Here is a 15,263-nt window from a genome sequence, read left to right as displayed (position 1 = left end):
CTACGTAGGACGGCGCAGACCGTAGGGTTGGCGGCTGTGCCGCCGACGCGTTCAACCAGCGTGCGCGCAATCGCGCGAATTACACGCCGCGCAGCAGTTCGTTGATGCCGGTCTTCGAGCGCGTCTGCGCATCCACGCGCTTGACGATCACCGCGCAGTACAGGCTGTACTTGCCATCGGCGGACGGCAGCGAACCCGACACCACCACCGAACCCGACGGCACGCGGCCGTAGGTCACTTCGCCGGTTTCGCGGTTGTAGATCTTGGTCGACTGGCCGATGTACACGCCCATCGAGATCACCGAGTTCTCTTCCACGATCACGCCTTCGACGATTTCCGAACGGGCGCCGATGAAGCAGTTGTCTTCGATGATGGTCGGATTGGCCTGCATCGGTTCCAGCACGCCGCCGATGCCGACGCCGCCCGACAGGTGGACGTTCTTGCCGATCTGGGCGCACGAACCGACGGTGGCCCAGGTGTCGACCATGGTGCCTTCATCGACGTAGGCGCCGATGTTGACGTAGGACGGCATCAGCACCACGTTCTTGCCGATGAACGAGCCGCGGCGTGCAACCGCCGGCGGCACCACGCGGAAGCCCCCCTTGGCGAAGTCTTCCGGGGTGTAGTCGGCGAACTTGGTCGGGACTTTATCGTAGAACTGGATGTCGCCCGATGCGACCGGCACGTTGTTCTCGAGGCGGAACGACAGCAGCACGGCTTTCTTGATCCACTGGTTCACGACCCATTCGCCGCTGTCTTTCTGTGCCACGCGCAGGCTGCCGTTGTCGAGGCCGGCGAGGACGTGGGCGACGGCGTCGCGCACTTCGGCGCTGGCGCTGTTCGGGCTGATCTCGGCGCGCTGTTCCCAGGCGGTGTCGATGATGTTCTGGAGTTGTTGGGTCATGGTGCTGTCTTCAGTGGAAATATAAAAAATCGGTGGGTCTTTACTTGAGGCCCTGGCAGAACTGGACGATGCGGTTGGCCGCTTCCAGTCCTTCGTCGACGCCGGCCACCAGGGCCATGCGGATGCGGCCCTGGCCCGGGTTCTGCCCGTGCGCGTCGCGCGCCAGGTAGCTGCCCGGAAGGACCGTCACATTATAGTCGGCGTACAGGCGGCGTGCGAAGTCGGTGTCGCTCAGGCCGGTACGGCGCACGTCGGCCCACAGGTAGAAGCCGGCGTCCGGCAGCTCGACGTCCATCACCTTCTTCAGCAGCGGCGTGATCAGGCTGAATTTTTCCTTGTACAGCGTGCGGTTGTCCTGCACGTGCTGCTCATCGTTCCAGGCCGCGATCGACGCCGTCTGCACCGGCGGCGACATGGCGCCGCCACAGTAGGTGCGGTACAGCAGGAATTTCTTCATCGCCAACGGGTCGCCGGCCACGAAACCCGAGCGCATGCCCGGCACGTTGGAACGCTTGGACAGGCTGGAGAACACAATCAGGTTGCGGTACGGCTGCTCGCCCTCGCTCCTGCCGAGCTGGTGCGCCGCTTCCAGCGCGCCCAGTGGCGGCGTCGAGCCGGTATAGATCTCGGAATAGCATTCGTCGGCCGCGATCAGGAAGCCGAAGCGGTCCGACAGCTCGAACAGTTCGCGCCAGTCTTCCAGGCTGAGGGTGGCGCCGGTCGGGTTGCCCGGCGAGCACACGTACAGCAGCTGCACGCGCGGCCACACCGAACCCGGCACGTTGCCGAAGTCGGGCGCGAAGTTGCGCGCCGGGTCGCTGTTGACGAAGTATGGCGTGGCGCCGGCCAGGTAGGCCGCGCCTTCGTAGATCTGGTAGAAGGGGTTCGGGCACATCACCAGCGCGTCGGTCTGCGAACCGTCCACCATGCACTGGGCGATCGCGAACAGCGCTTCGCGCGAGCCGTTCACCGGCAGCACCATGGTGGCCGGGTCGAGCGCCGGAATGCCGTAGCGTCGTTCCAGCCAGCCCGCGATCGCGGCGCGCAGCGGCTCGGCGCCGACCGTGCTCGGATAGTTGGCCAGGCCGGCGACCGCGTGGGTCAGCGCTTTCTCGATGAAGGCCGGGGTCGGGTGCTTCGGCTCGCCGATGCCGAGGCTGATCGCGGAATAGTCCGGGTTCGGGGTGACGCCGGCGAACAGCTGGCGCAGTTTTTCGAACGGATAGGGTTGCAGCTTGTCGAGATGAGGATTCACGGCAGAGTGGCGCGGTGCGCAGTGTGCGTTTTTGGACAATTTTTCATTATAGCGCCATGCTTAGGGAGAGCGCAGGCGGCCTCGGGAATGAATTGCGGTACCATGAAAGCAACAATAATCCACGAATCCACACTGCCGTGCCGATCAGCTACGCCCGCAGCCTGACCGCCGATGAACGCACGCCCGGCGCCAACCGCCACCTCGGCGTGGCGCTGGCGTTCGTGGCCGGCGCCATCAATGCCGGCGGCTTCCTGGCGGTGCGCGAATATACCTCGCACATGACCGGCATCGTCTCCAGCGCGGCCGACCACCTGGTGCTGGGCGACAGCGAACTGGTGCTGGCGGCGCTGGCGGCCTTGCTCAGCTTCATGCTGGGCGCGGCCTGCACCGCGATCCTGGTGAATGTGATCCGCCGCCGCGGCCTGCACAGCGGCTATGCACTGCCGCTATTGCTCGAGGCGGTCCTGCTGATGGTGTTCGGCATCCTGGGCGCGCGCCTGTCGGCGATCGACGCCTTCTTCATTCCGCTGACCGTGATGCTGCTGTGCTTCATGATGGGCTTGCAGAACGCGGTGATCACCAAGGTCTCGCACGCCGAGATCCGCACCACCCACATGACCGGTATCGTGACCGACATCGGCATCGAGCTGGGCAAGATGGCGTACTGGAACGCCGATGCGGCGCGCCAGCCCAGGGTGGCGGCCAACCGCGCCCGGCTGGCGCTGATGGCGGGGCTGCTGGGCGCGTTCTGCATCGGCGGGGTGGTCGGTGCGTTCGGCTTCAAGCACCTGGGCTACCTGTCGACGGTGCCGCTGGCGGCGCTGCTGTGCGTGCTGGGGATCGTGCCGGTGGTGGACGATGCGCTGGCGCTGATGATGCGCCAGCGCAGGGCAGGCAACGATCGCTGACGCGTGGAGCGCTTTGCAGCAGGCGGTACGCTGACGTGGTGCGGCAATGCGTTACGCATACTTCGTAGACATTGCTGATTGGGCAAGGTTATCATCCCCTGTTTGCCTCAGCTCCTACACACCATGTCACAAACGTCGTCAGCACATTCCCGGCCTGGCCGGCCCGCGCCAGGTTCCCGTCCCCGTGTTTTCTGGACCATCCTGTTGCCGGTCTTCGCCATCCTGGCGCTCGTCGTCATGTGCTGGCGTTGGGGCGGAACGATCCAGGATTCGCAAGCTTACTTCGATACCGCGCGCTACCTGCGTGGCGATATCCCCAAATCAGAGCTGGTGGCGCCGTTTCCTTACCGCCTGCTGGTGCCGGCGACGGCGGCGGCGCTTCCCGGCGACGTGCGCAACAACTTTGCCACATTGAACTGGTTGCTGATCGTGGCCGGTGCATGCGCCATGTCGGCCGCCGTGCTGCGCGCCGGCCTGGGCCGGCAACGTGCGATCGCGGCGGGTTTGTTGATGATCGTGTCGCTGCCCACATTCTGGTATGCGCCTTATCTGCTGGTCGATCCGGGATCGGTATGCGCGCGTTCCGCCTTCGTGCTGGCCGTGCTCGCCGGGCAGCCCTGGCTGGCCGCACTGGCAGGACTGTTCGGTACGGCGGTGCGCGAAGAAAACATCCTGCTGCTGTTCTGGCTGCTGGCGACGCGCCGCATCGCCCTGGTGCCGGGCCTGGCGTTCCTGGCCGCTGCTGGCGGATGGATCCTGCTGGTACGCTGGTGGCTGATTCCCGGCCTGCCTTCCTACACCTGGGTGCCGAACTGGGCCAATATCGAGCGGGCGCTGCACGACGTGCGTTCGCTGCTGTCGATCGCGGGTTCGGCCTGCATCGTGATACCGCTGGCATTGCTTGGCTGGCGCGCCGCGCCGGCGACATTGCGGCCGCTCGCGGGCCTGCTGCTGTTAATGGCGTTGCCCCAACTGTATGCCGCGCTCAGCGTTCGCGTCGACGGGCGTCTGATCTGGGGCATGTATCCGTTCCTGGTGCCGTTCGCCGTCTGCGCCGGACTGCGCCTGGCCGGTGCGCGCGCGGCGGATCAGGACGGCATCAGGGGCGCAGTCGCCACGGGCGCGCCGAAATAGCGTGTGCCGAACAGGTCGAGAGTGAAGCCGCCGCCGGGCCAGGGCGCATAGGTGGCGGCAAGCGCGAGTGCCAGGCACAGCGCGCATATCACCAGGCTGACGCGGTCGCGACTGACGTACAGCACAGGGTCTTCGTTGACCTGGCCGCGGTAGGACAGCGTCCACAGGCGGCCGAGCCAGAAGACCAGCAGCGGCACGGTACCGGCCAGCCAGGCCGGCGACTGGTAGCGTATCAGCGCGTTCTGCGATTCGAAGTACAGGATAAAGACCAGCACCGACACGAAGGCGCTGTTGATGCCCATGATCCCGATCGGTTGCTTGTCGGCGGTGGTGTAGCCACGGCCGGCGGATTTTTCCTTGCCCAGCAACTCCAGGTTGTGCAGCTCGCTGTGGCGCTTGAGCAGCGCCAGGCTGAGAAAGAAGAAGAACGAAAAGGCGAGCAGCCAGAACGATGGTTCGATCGCGGTCGCGGCGCAGCCGGCCAGGATGCGCATGCTGTACAGAACCGCCAGCGCGACGATGTCGACCATCAGAATCCGTTTCAGGCACAGCGAATAACATGTCGTGGATACGAAGTAAGCCAGCACGGCAAGCGCGAGAATGGGCCCGGCTGCCAGCGACAGTGTCAGCGCGCCGGCTGCCAGGAACGGGCTGGCGCACAGCGCAACGCTGGTCGGCAGGGAGCCTGCGGCAATCGGACGATGGCGCTTGGTTGGGTGCAGGCGATCGTCGTTTGCGTCCAGCGTGTCGTTGAGCAGGTAGGCGCTCGACGCGCACAAGGAAAACGCCACGAATGCGAGCGCCGATTGCCAGGCCGCTGCCAGCGTGATCTCGTTTCCGGCCAACATTGGGACGAATACCAGTAGATTCTTCAACCATTGACGTGGACGCATCGCCTTGATCAGGGCGGCGCCGGGTTGCGCGGGTACGTGCACGATCTGTTCGGTGACCCGGCCATCGCCGATGCGTACCGGGCGCGCCGTCGCGGACAAGGCGATGCAGCTGTGTTGCCATATGGCGCGATCCGCCTTGCTGGCGCCCAGATAGTCGAAGCCGTGCTCGCCATACAGGCCGACTAACTGATGTGCCCGGCCGCGCGCGTCCTGGGCAACCCCGTCATCCGCGAGCCGGACCTGTCCGAACAAGCCCAGGTGCCGCGCGGTGTCGGCGCCAATGCCATGTCCGTCGGCTGTCATCAATACCAGGGTACGTCCTTGCGCCTGCTGGGCCGACAAGAACGCGAGGACCTGGCGGTCGTATGGCAGCGAAGCGGCGGAGGGAATGGCCCAGCGCAGCAAGTTGCGGCGCAAGGTGTTGCTGCCCGCCAGCAGCCAGGCGGGCAGGCGCCATACCTGCAAGAACTGGGTGCGCAGAAACAGCGCCAGCGCTTCCCAGCCCAGGCTGGAGCGCGCCAGCAAGGCGTCGAGGTCTACGACGAGCGGCAGGCGCAATGCCGCGCCGGCGAGGTCTTGCTTCGGATTGGAAGCGGCATTCTTCAATTGCAGTCCTGCTCTTCTTGTTTAGGCGTGAAAATTGATTTGATACGCTGCAGGGCAAGCGTTACGGTGCCAGCGGGGGACGCGAGTTTAGCACGGCGCCGCAGGGCGAATTTGCGTACTTTTCCACCTCAGCCAAGGCGCTCGCGCCACGCCCCGGGATTGATCCCGCTCCACTCCCGGAACGCATGCGTGAACGCGCTCTGCTCCTGGAACCCCAGCTTGAAAGCGATATCGACCAGCCCCAGCTCGCGCCGGCTCAGGTAGTCGCGCGCCAGGCCGAAACGCACCGCGTCGAGTTCGCCCTGGAAGCTCGACCCGGCCTCGGCCAGCTTGCGCTGCAGGGTACGCGCCGACAGGCCCAGTTCGGCCGCCACCGGCGCCAGCCGCGCCTGGCCCAGCGGCAGGCGCCGCACCAGCGCCGTGCGCAGCTGGGCGACCAGACTGTCGACATGGGCGGCGCGCTGTTCCAGCAGGCGTTCGGCGTGCTGGCGCAGTACCGGGAACAGGCTGGGGTCGGTGTTCGGCACCGGCATCGCCAGCAGCGCGGCATCGACCACGGCGCTGTTGGCGGCGGCGCCGAATTCAGGTAGTACGCCCAGCACGCGCCGGTACTCGGCCGGGTCGATACCGGGATCGGCGTGGGTGAAATGCATCGTGTGCGCCTGCAGCGGCTGCCCGGCCATCCAGCTGGCGAACACGCGGATGCCGGCGAACACGCTTTCCACCAGATGGCGATTGGCGTCCGGGTAGTGCGAGGTCCATGCATAGCGCGCCCGTTCGCCTTCGAGCGCCAGGCCGCTGGTTCCCAGGTCGTGCGCCAGCGACTCGTAGCGCTGGGTCAGTTCCATGGCGTGTCCGAAGTTGCTGCAGGCGAGCAGCACCATGCCGTAGGCGCTGTAGGTCGACGGCCGCACCTTCTCTCCCACGTGCAGGCCGAAGTGCGGATCCTGCGCCAGGCGCGCGCCGGCGCCGAGCAGGGCGATGTAGCAGCGCGCCGGAATACTCTCGGGCGCCACGGCCAGCGCGTCGGGTTCCATGCCGGCCGCGACGCACAGGCGCGCCGGATCGACGCCCTGTTCCTGCGCGGCGTCGAGCAGCGGCTGCAGGTAGGCGCCGGTGACGCGGCCGCTGTCCGGGAATGTCCCGTTTTGCGGGATTCCGGTGAATGGATCTGGCGTGTTCGAGCAAGTGGCTGTCATGAAAGCGCAATACGGAAGGGCAGGGGCTGCTTAATCTGGCATAAAGGGCAACTTGTAGTATAACGGCAAAAGAAACGGATAGGGACGGATGCGACGCTGGAACGGTTGGGGGGACGACTCGGTCGAGGTGGAACTGGCGCCCGACGCGCGCACCTTCCTGGAGGCGCGCATCGGGCCCGGGACTGCGCCGCAGGACGCCACCTTCGACCGTGCCTGCACCCAGGTGCCGCCGGGCCGGCTGGCGCACCATCCGCTGGTCGACACCAGCCCCACGGTGCGCGCGCGCCACGCGTTGGGCCAGAGCCTGCCCGACTGGCTGCGCCTGCGTCACGGGCGGCTCGCCAACGTGCCGGACGGGGTCGCCTTCCCGGAATCGTCGAGCCAGGTGCGCGAGCTGCTGGCCTGGGCCGCACGCCAGGATGCGATGGTGATTCCCTGGGGCGGCGGCACCAGCGTGGTCGGCCACCTGGGTGTGCCGGACGGCGCGCGCTTCGCCGCCCGGCCGGTGCTGGCGATCGACATGTGCCGCATGCGGGCCCTGATTTCGCTTGACCGCGAGGCGCTGCTGGCCTGCTTCGGTGCCGGCGTCACCGGCCCCGACCTTGAAGCGCAGCTGCGTGCGCACGGCTATACGCTCGGCCACTATCCGCAATCGTTCGAGTATTCCACCCTGGGCGGCTGGATCGCCACCCGCTCCTCGGGCCAGCAGTCGCTGCGCTATGGCCGCATCGAACAGCTGTTCGCCGGCGGCCGGGTCGAGACCCCGGCCGGCACCCTCGACATTCCCTCGTTCCCGGCCTCCAGCGCCGGCATCGACCTGCGCGAGATGGTGCTCGGCTCCGAAGGGCGGCTCGGCATCGTCACCCACGCCAATATGCGCATCAGCCGCGTGCCCGAGCACGAAGCCTTCCACGCCATCTTCTTTCCCGGCTGGCAGCAGGCGCTGCAGGCGGTGCGGGTGCTGGCGCAGTCGCGCCTGGGACTGTCGATGCTGCGCCTGTCGAACGCGCGCGAGACCGCGACCATGCTGGCGCTGGCGGGGCAAAGTCAGGGCCACGGCGGCGGACTGCTCGAGCGCTATCTCGACTGGCGCGGCTGCGGCGCCGACAAATGCATGCTGCTGGTCGGCGCCAGCGGCGCCAAGACGCAGGTGGTGCAGGCGCTGCAGGCGGCGCGCGCGATGGCGCAGCGCCACCGCGGCGTGCACACCGGCGCCGCGCTGGGCGAGCACTGGCGCCGCAACCGCTTCCGCGGCGTCTACCTGCGCAATGCCGCCTGGGAACTCGGCTATGCGATCGACACCGTGGAAACCGCGCTCGACTGGCCGCACGTGACGCGCGCCATGGAGGCGGTCGAACGCGCCGCCGGCGGCGCCCTGGAGGCGTTCGGCGAGCGCGTGCATGCCTGCAGCCACCTGTCGCACCTGTATCCGCAGGGCGCGAGCGTGTACACCACGCTGGTGTACCGGCTGGCCGGCGACTACGAGCTGGACCTGCTGCGCTGGCGCCAGCTCAAGGAGCGCGTCTCGGGAGCGGTGGTCGGCTGCGGCGGCACCATCAGCCACCAGCATGGGGTCGGCACCGACCACGCGCCGTGGCTGGTGGCCGAGAAGGGCGAGCTGGGCGTGGGGGCGATGGGCGCACTGTTGCGGCACTTCGATCCCGACGCGCGCATGAATCCGGGTAAGCTGTTGGCATCATGACGAATTTTCCACCCGGCCGTGACTGGGACATCCTCATCATCGGCGGCGGCATCACCGGCGCCGGTATCCTGCTCGAAGCCGCGCGCCGTGGCCTGAAGGCATTATTGGTCGAGCAGCGCGACTTTGCCTGGGGCACCTCGAGCCGCTCGTCGAAACTGGTGCATGGCGGCCTGCGCTACCTGACCGAAGGCGGCCTGCGCGTGGCGCGCGACGCGGTGCGCGAGCGCGAGGCGCTGCTGCGCGCCGCGCCCGGCCTGGTCGAGGCCCAGGGCTTCGCTTTCGCCCAGGGCGCGCTGGCGGTCGCGGCCCAGGATGGCGCCGGCGCGGCGGTGACGCGGCCGGCCTACATGACGATGCTGCGCATGGTCGACCTGCTGACCGGCCGCCGCGAGCATGGCTGGGAGCGTGGCAGCGATCGTGCCGGCGCTTCACGCATGGCGGCGCTGGGCGGCGCCAGCCAGGGCGGCAGTGGTGGCGCGGCCAGCACCCGGATCCCGGGCGGCATCCGCTACACCGACGCCAAGACCGACGACGCGCGCCTGGTGCTGCGGGTGCTGGACGAAGCGCGCCTGCACGGCGCTACCGCGCTCAACTACGTCACGGTGCAGGCGCTGGTGCGCGACGGCGGCAAGGTGCACGGCGCCATGCTGCGCGACGAACGCAGCGGCGCCGAGCACGCGGTGCGGGCGCGGGTGGTGGTCAATGCCACCGGCGCCTGGTCCGATCTGCTCGACCGCGACGGCCCGGCACGCACCGCGCGCCTGCGTCCGCTGCGCGGCACCCACCTGGTGCTGCCGAGCACGCGCCTGCCGCTGACTCAGGCCCTGAGCATGCTGCATCCGCTCGATGGCCGGCCGGTGTTCGTGTTCCCGTGGGAAGGCGTGATCCTGGCCGGCACCACCGACGTCGACCACGACGAGGCGCTGGCGCGCGAAGGACGCATCACGCGCGCCGAGTTCGAGTACCTGATGGCGGCGCTGCAGGCGCAGTTCCCGCAGCAGGCGCTGGACGAAGCGGACGTGGTGGCGACCTTCGCCAGCGTGCGGCCGGTGGCCGAGGGTGGCACGGCCCCGGCGCAGGAACGGCGCGAGCACCTGCTGTGGTCGGAGCCGGGCATGATCTCGGTCGCCGGCGGCAAGCTGACCACCTTCCGCTCGATCGCGCTCGACGTGCTGCGCCAGGTGGCGCTGCAACTGCCGGGCTGGCAGCTGCGCTCGGACCGGGCGCCGGTGTTCGCGCGCGTCGCGGTGCCGGCGCGCCACGATCTGCCGGCCGGCATCCTGCGCCGCCTGGCCGGACGCCACGGCGTGCACGTCAAGCCGCTGCTCAAGGCAGCGCAGGCGGGCGAGCTGGAACCTGTTCCCGGTACCCAGACCTTGTGGGCCGAATTGCGCTGGGCGGCGCGCGCTGAGCAGGTGCACCGGCTGGACGACCTGATGCTGCGCCGCACGCGTCTCGGCCTGCAGCTGGCGGACGGCGGGTCGCAGGTGCTGCCGCGGATCAGGGCGATCTGCCAGGCGGAGCTGGGATGGAGCGACGAGCACTGGGAACGCGAAGTGGCGGTGTATCTGAAGGCCTGGCGCCCGCAATACGGGGTGCCGGCAACAGCCCAGCGCGCAGCGATGCACTAGGCCCGAACCGCGACCTTCAATGCGGCTGCGCCCCGGTGGCGCCGGCCGCATCCCACGCCGTCCCCGCCTGCACCGTCACCACCCGGTTACGACCGCGCGCCTTGGCCTCGTACATCGCCCGATCCGCCGCCACGAAGAACGAGCGCACGTCGTCGAACAAGGTCGGCACCAGGCTCGCCACCCCCACGCTGACCGTCACCACGCCACCATCGCTGGCGCGCGGATTCGGAATCGCGAGGCGCTCCACATGCGCGCGCGCCGCTTCGCCCAGCCGCGCCGCCGCCTCTTCGCCGGTATCGGCCAACAGCACCACGAATTCCTCGCCGCCGTAGCGCGCCGCCAGGTCGGTCGGGCGCATCGCGTGCGACTGCAGCGCTTCGGCGATCGCCTGCAGGCAGGCATCGCCGGCCGCGTGGCCCAGGCTGTCGTTATAGCCCTTGAAGTGGTCGACGTCGAGCACGATCAGCGACAGCGGCTGGCCGCTGCGGATCGCGCGTGCCCATTCCTTGTCGAGAAAGGCGTCGAAGTGGCGGCGGTTGGCGATACGCGTCAGCGGGTCGACCAGGGCCGCGCGCTGCAGCGCGGTTTCGGACTGCTTGTGGTGGGTGATGTCGTGCAGCAGGGCCACGAACAGCGCTTCGCCACCGGCCATCGGCGACAGGCTCAGGTCCATCGCGCGCACGCTGCCGTCGCCCTGCGGCAGCAGCACTTCACGCGTGCCGCGGCAGCGCCTGGCCGCTTCCTGGTCATCGGGGGTGTGGAAATAGTCGGCGTAGTCCTGGCTGGCGGGCGGCGCCAGCAGATCGGCCAGCGGGCGGCCGGACAGTTGCACGGCAGGGCAGTCGAGGAAGCGTTCGCAGGCCGGATTGGCGTAGGCCACGCGTCCGTCGCCGCCGACCAGCATCAGGCCTTCGTCCATGCCGTCCACGATCAGCTGCAGGCGTTCGGCCTGCTGCTTCTGGCTTTCGCTGCTGCTGCGCTGGCGCAGCTGGGCGCGCACGCGGGCACAGACTTCGGGCAGGCGCACCGGCTTGGCGATGTAGTCGACCGCGCCGGTATCGAAGCCGGCCACGACGTCGTCGGTCTCGCCGCAGCTGCTGACGAAAATGACGGGAATGTGGGCGGTGTCGGGCTGGCGCTTCAGGCGCCGGCAGATCTCCAGGCCGTCGAGATCGGGCAGGATCACGTCCAGCAGGATCAGGTCGGGCTGGACCCGGGTGGCGATGTCGAGCGCGCGCTTGCCGGAGGTGGCGACGAAGGTCTGGTAACCCTGTTGGCGCATGATGTCCTGCAGCAGCCCGAGGCTGTCGGGAGCATCGTCGACGATCAGAATCGCGGATTGGCGCGAGGGCGCGGCAAGCGCCAGGGCAGGGTGCATCATCGGTTGCGGACAGACCTCATCAGTGACAGGAAATCATAACCCCATAACGAGCGTCCGTGACAACTGTTGTTGCCGAAAATCCACTACCTGATATAAATGTTGCACGATCGCAACTGGAAGAAACGATTGCGGCGCGGAGAACCGTCCGGTTCGCCGCGCCGCAAGGAGCTTAGAGCAATCTCTCTAGATCAGAGCATGCCCGCGATCAGCTTGCCCAGCACCGCGATGCCTTCGCGGATGCGTTCCGGCGGCACCGTCACGAACGACAGGCGCAGCGTGTTGCTGGCCGGGTCGTTGGCATAGAACGGCGCGCCCGGCACGAAGGCCACGCGCGCGGCCAGCGACTGTTCCAGCAGCTTCATGGCGTCGACCTGCTGCGGCAGGGTGACCCAGATGAACATGCCGCCTTCCGGCTCGGTCCAGGTGACGCCGGCCGGGAAGTGTTCCTTCATCGCGTCCAGCATCACCTGGCACTGGTCGCCGTACAGGTGGCGGATGGTCGGGATGTGCTGCTCCAGGAAGCCGTCCTTGACCACTTCGTGCACCACCATCTGGGTGATCTGCGCGGTGTGCAGGTCGGCGGCCTGCTTGGCCAGCTCGAGGCGGCGCACCAGCGGCAGCGGGGCGCACACGTAACCCAGGCGGATGCCCGGGGTCAGCACCTTCGAGAACGAACCCATGTAGATGACGCCGTCCGGATTCATGGCGACCATCTTCGGCATCGGCTCGCCGCGGTACGACAGGGCGCCGTACGGATCGTCCTCGATCAGCGGCACGCCGAGGCGGGCGCAGGTTTCCACCAGTTCCTGGCGCCGTTCGAGCGACAGCGAGCGGCCGGTCGGGTTCTGGAAGTTGGGCAGCGAGTACAGCAGGCGCGCGCCTTGTGCGATGCCTTCGAGCGAGGACGGCACCAGGCCGTGTTCGTCGGTGTCGACCGACACGAACTCAGGACGGTACACCGAGAACGCCTGCAGCGCGCCCAGGTAGCTCGGGGTTTCGACCAGCACGCGGCTGCCTTCGTCGATCAGCACCTTGCCCAGCAGGTCCAGCGCCTGCTGCGAGCCGGAGGTCATCAGGATCTGTTCTGGCAGGATGGTCGAGCCTTCGGTGGACAGGGAATTCGCAATCCATTCACGCAGTGGCGCGTAGCCGTCGGTGGGGCCGTATTGCAGGGCCACCTTGCCGTTCTCGCTCAGCACTTTTTCGTAGGCGGCTTTCATGCGCTCGACCGGGAAGGTGGCCGGCGACGGCAGGCCGCCCGCGAACGAGATGATCTCGGGACGCTGGGTGATCTTCAGGATCTCGCGGATGAACGAGCTTTGCAGCTGCTGGGCGCGTTCCGAGAACTGCCACTGAATGGGATTGGGATTTTCGATTTTCATACTTGTCTCACAGGAAGGGGCACGGTCGTGCCGGGCCATTATAAAACACGCTGGATAGGCGGATTCGTATGGGCGGGGTGGCGCCGGGTCGGCGTCACCCGAGGCACAACCTTAATGGAAAGTCAGGCGAATTAATGCCGGTTTTAGGCCACTTCCACGACCATTTCGATCTCGACGCAGGTGCCGCGCGGCAGCGAGGCGACGCCGAAGGCCGATCGCGCGTGCTTGCCGGCGTCGCCAAAGATCTCGCCGATCAGTTCCGAGCAGCCGTTGGTGACCAGGTGCTGTTCGTTGTAGTCCGGGGTCGAAGCGACCAGACTCATCACCTTGACGATGCGCTTGACGCGGTTCAGGTCGCCGCCCACGGCTTCCTGCAGGGTGCCGATCAGGTCGATCGCCACCGAGCGCGCAGCCGCCTGGCCATCGGCGGTGGTCTTGTCGCGGCCCAGGATGCCGACGTCGGGATTGCCGTCCGCCTTCTTGGCGATGTGGCCCGAGATGAACACGAGGTTGCCGGTCTGTACGTACATGACGTAGGCGGCGGCCGGAGTGGCCGGGGCTTGCAGGGTGATGTTCAGTTCTTTGAGTTTGTCGTAGACGGACATGGTGTTTTCGAGGATGCGTGAAGGGAGCCGGTATTGTACGTCCCATGCCCGCAGCTTGCACATCCGGCATTGCCGAAAGGGGATGGCGGCCCGGCTCCCTGCGCCGGTGCGTTACGGGCAGCCGGCCGGCATGGTCTTCATCGCTTCCTCGATCTGCTGCGGCGTCAGGTCGCGCTGGTGTGTCGCGATCGACCAGTGGTGGCCGAACGGATCGACCACCTGGCCGTAGCGGTCGCCCCAGAACGCATCCTCCAGCGGCATCTGTACCGTGGCGCCGGCCGCCAGCGCGCGTTCCCATACTGCGTCGGCGTCGTTCACATACAGGTGGATCGTCACCGGCGTGCCCTGCAGCGCGCGTGGTCCGCGACTGCCGTATTCGGGAAAGGCGTCGGCCAGCATGACCATCGAATCGCCGATGCGCATCTCGGCGTGCATGATCTTGCCGCCGGGGCCGTCCATGCGCGCGACCTGGACCGCGCCGAACGCGCGCTGGTAGAACGCCAGCGCTTCGGCCGCGCCTTCGCAGACCAGGTGCGGGGTGATGCTGCGGAATCCTTCGGGGATGGGACTAACCGGGGGATTGACTGACTGGCTCATCGTGAATCTCCTGTCTTGGTTGAGGGATGCTGCTGGCGCTACGACGAATGGAGAGTGCTGGAATCGACATGTGGCCAACAACATGTCCGAGGCCGGCAAGATGCGATGATTGTGGTGTAAATACTCGCACGGCGACCTGCGCTTGTCAAAATAGCTCTTGAAATCGGTTTGGAGCACCCCATATCCCACCGAGTCTGTTCAACCCTTTCTTTCCACGAGGAACAAGATGGCGCACGCCGAAAAAGAAACCCTTGGCTTCCAGGCAGAAGTAAAACAGCTGCTGCAACTGATGATCCACTCCTTGTATTCGAACAAGGAAATCTTCCTGCGCGAACTGGTCTCGAATGCCTCCGACGCCGCCGACAAGCTGCGCTTCGAAGCGATCAACAACGACGCCCTGTACGGCAACGACCACGAACTGAAGATCAAGATCTCGTTCGACAAGGATGCCAAGACGATCACGATTTCTGACAACGGTATCGGCATGAGCCGCGACGACGTGATCGCCCACCTGGGCACGATCGCCAAGTCGGGCACCAAGGAGTTCTTCAGCAAGCTCTCGGGCGACCAGCAGCAGGACGCGGCCCTGATCGGCCAGTTCGGCGTCGGCTTCTACTCGGGCTTCATCGTCGCCGAGAAGATCACCGTCGAAACCCGCCGTGCCGGCGCGGAAAGCTCGGAAGGCGTGCGCTGGGAGTCGACCGGCGAAGGCGACTACAGCGTCGAGCAGATCGAGAAGACCGGCCGCGGCACCGACGTGATCCTGCACCTGCGCGCCGGCGAGGAAGAGCTGCTGTCGTCGTGGAAGCTCAAATCGATCATCCGCAAGTACTCGGACCACATCTCGCTGCCGATCATGATGCAGAAGGAAGAGTGGGACGAAGAGAAGAAGGAAACCGTCCTGAAGGACGAGCTGGAAACCGTGAACCAGGCCAGCGCGCTGTGGGCCCGTTCGAAGAGCGACATCACCGAAGAACAGTACCACGAGTTCTACAAGCACGTCTCACACGACTTCCAGGACCCGCTGACCTATACCCACAACCGCGTCGAAGGCCACAGCGAATAC

The 15,263-nt window shown here is 66.9% G+C and carries 13 protein-coding genes; 5 read left to right on the top strand and 8 right to left on the bottom strand.

All coding sequences use genetic code 11. The features are described 5' to 3' along the window. Positions 1 to 79 precede the first annotated feature (79 nt). Together dapD and dapC are read right to left on the bottom strand one after the other, a co-directional pair. Positions 80 to 904 (bottom strand): 2,3,4,5-tetrahydropyridine-2,6-dicarboxylate N-succinyltransferase, encoded by an 825-nt coding sequence (gene dapD / locus RTQ83_RS23265; protein WP_312520133.1) that lies wholly within the window; start codon positions 902 to 904, stop codon positions 80 to 82. Between the two features lie 40 nt (positions 905 to 944). After that, the gene (gene dapC / locus RTQ83_RS23260; RefSeq protein WP_312520131.1) at positions 945 to 2,159 is read right to left on the bottom strand and encodes a succinyldiaminopimelate transaminase; all 1,215 of its coding nucleotides are present in this window, start codon (positions 2,157 to 2,159) and stop codon (positions 945 to 947) included. Positions 2,160 to 2,296: 137 nt separating this feature from the next. Between dapC and RTQ83_RS23255 the strand changes: the two genes are divergently transcribed. Both RTQ83_RS23255 and RTQ83_RS23250 read left to right on the top strand, forming a co-directional pair. Further along, positions 2,297 to 3,067 carry a YoaK family protein gene (locus RTQ83_RS23255; RefSeq protein ID WP_312520128.1) on the top strand — a complete coding sequence of 257 codons (771 nt, stop codon included), beginning with the start codon at positions 2,297 to 2,299 and terminating at the stop codon, positions 3,065 to 3,067. A 204-nt stretch (positions 3,068 to 3,271) separates the two neighbouring features. After that, entirely contained in the window at positions 3,272 to 4,201 is a 930-nt protein-coding gene (locus RTQ83_RS23250; protein ID WP_312520125.1) for a hypothetical protein, read from the top strand. Here RTQ83_RS23250 and RTQ83_RS23245 read toward each other — a convergent pair. Together RTQ83_RS23245 and RTQ83_RS23240 are read right to left on the bottom strand one after the other, a co-directional pair. After that, positions 4,156 to 5,700: a UbiA family prenyltransferase gene (locus RTQ83_RS23245; RefSeq protein WP_312520122.1), complete on the bottom strand. Its 1,545-nt coding sequence runs from the start codon at positions 5,698 to 5,700 to the stop codon at positions 4,156 to 4,158. The two genes, RTQ83_RS23250 and RTQ83_RS23245, sit on opposite strands and share 46 nt — an antisense overlap. A 128-nt stretch (positions 5,701 to 5,828) precedes the next feature. Next, positions 5,829 to 6,899 carry an AraC family transcriptional regulator gene (locus tag RTQ83_RS23240; protein ID WP_312520120.1) on the bottom strand — a complete coding sequence of 357 codons (1,071 nt, stop codon included), beginning with the start codon at positions 6,897 to 6,899 and terminating at the stop codon, positions 5,829 to 5,831. Positions 6,900 to 6,987: 88 nt separating this feature from the next. Here RTQ83_RS23240 and RTQ83_RS23235 point away from each other — a divergent pair, with 88 nt between their 5' ends. Then, positions 6,988 to 8,601: an FAD-binding oxidoreductase gene (locus tag RTQ83_RS23235; RefSeq protein WP_312520118.1), complete on the top strand. Its 1,614-nt coding sequence runs from the start codon at positions 6,988 to 6,990 to the stop codon at positions 8,599 to 8,601. Continuing rightward, the gene (locus RTQ83_RS23230; protein ID WP_312520116.1) at positions 8,598 to 10,232 is read left to right on the top strand and encodes a glycerol-3-phosphate dehydrogenase/oxidase; all 1,635 of its coding nucleotides are present in this window, start codon (positions 8,598 to 8,600) and stop codon (positions 10,230 to 10,232) included. The genes RTQ83_RS23235 and RTQ83_RS23230 overlap by 4 nt, the downstream gene beginning before the upstream one ends. Positions 10,233 to 10,248: 16 nt before the next feature. On the opposite strand, the gene RTQ83_RS23225 is transcribed toward RTQ83_RS23230, so the two are convergent. The 4 genes from RTQ83_RS23225 to RTQ83_RS23210 all read right to left on the bottom strand — a co-directional run bounded on the left by RTQ83_RS23225 (position 10,249) and on the right by RTQ83_RS23210 (position 14,197). Beyond that, entirely contained in the window at positions 10,249 to 11,613 is a 1,365-nt protein-coding gene (locus tag RTQ83_RS23225; RefSeq protein ID WP_312520114.1) for a diguanylate cyclase domain-containing protein, read from the bottom strand. Between the two features lie 188 nt (positions 11,614 to 11,801). Next, on the bottom strand, positions 11,802 to 12,995 hold the full coding sequence (locus RTQ83_RS23220; RefSeq protein ID WP_312520111.1) for a PLP-dependent aminotransferase family protein: 1,194 nt from the start codon (positions 12,993 to 12,995) through the stop codon (positions 11,802 to 11,804). Between the two features lie 143 nt (positions 12,996 to 13,138). Further along, complete coding sequence (locus tag RTQ83_RS23215; protein WP_312520108.1) at positions 13,139 to 13,600, bottom strand: RidA family protein; 462 nt, start codon at positions 13,598 to 13,600, stop codon at positions 13,139 to 13,141. A 111-nt stretch (positions 13,601 to 13,711) separates the two neighbouring features. Further along, a complete protein-coding gene (locus RTQ83_RS23210; protein ID WP_312520105.1) occupies positions 13,712 to 14,197 on the bottom strand; it encodes a VOC family protein in 486 nt (161 codons plus the stop codon). Between the two features lie 226 nt (positions 14,198 to 14,423). Here RTQ83_RS23210 and htpG point away from each other — a divergent pair. Further along, the coding region (htpG, locus tag RTQ83_RS23205) for a molecular chaperone HtpG (protein ID WP_312520102.1) at positions 14,424 to 15,263 on the top strand (840 nt) is incomplete at its 3' end.

It is taken from the genome of Massilia sp. (genome assembly GCF_031995545.1).
GTDB lineage: Bacteria > Pseudomonadota > Gammaproteobacteria > Burkholderiales > Burkholderiaceae_D > Telluria.
This window is presented reverse-complemented; position numbering and strand designations above follow the sequence as displayed.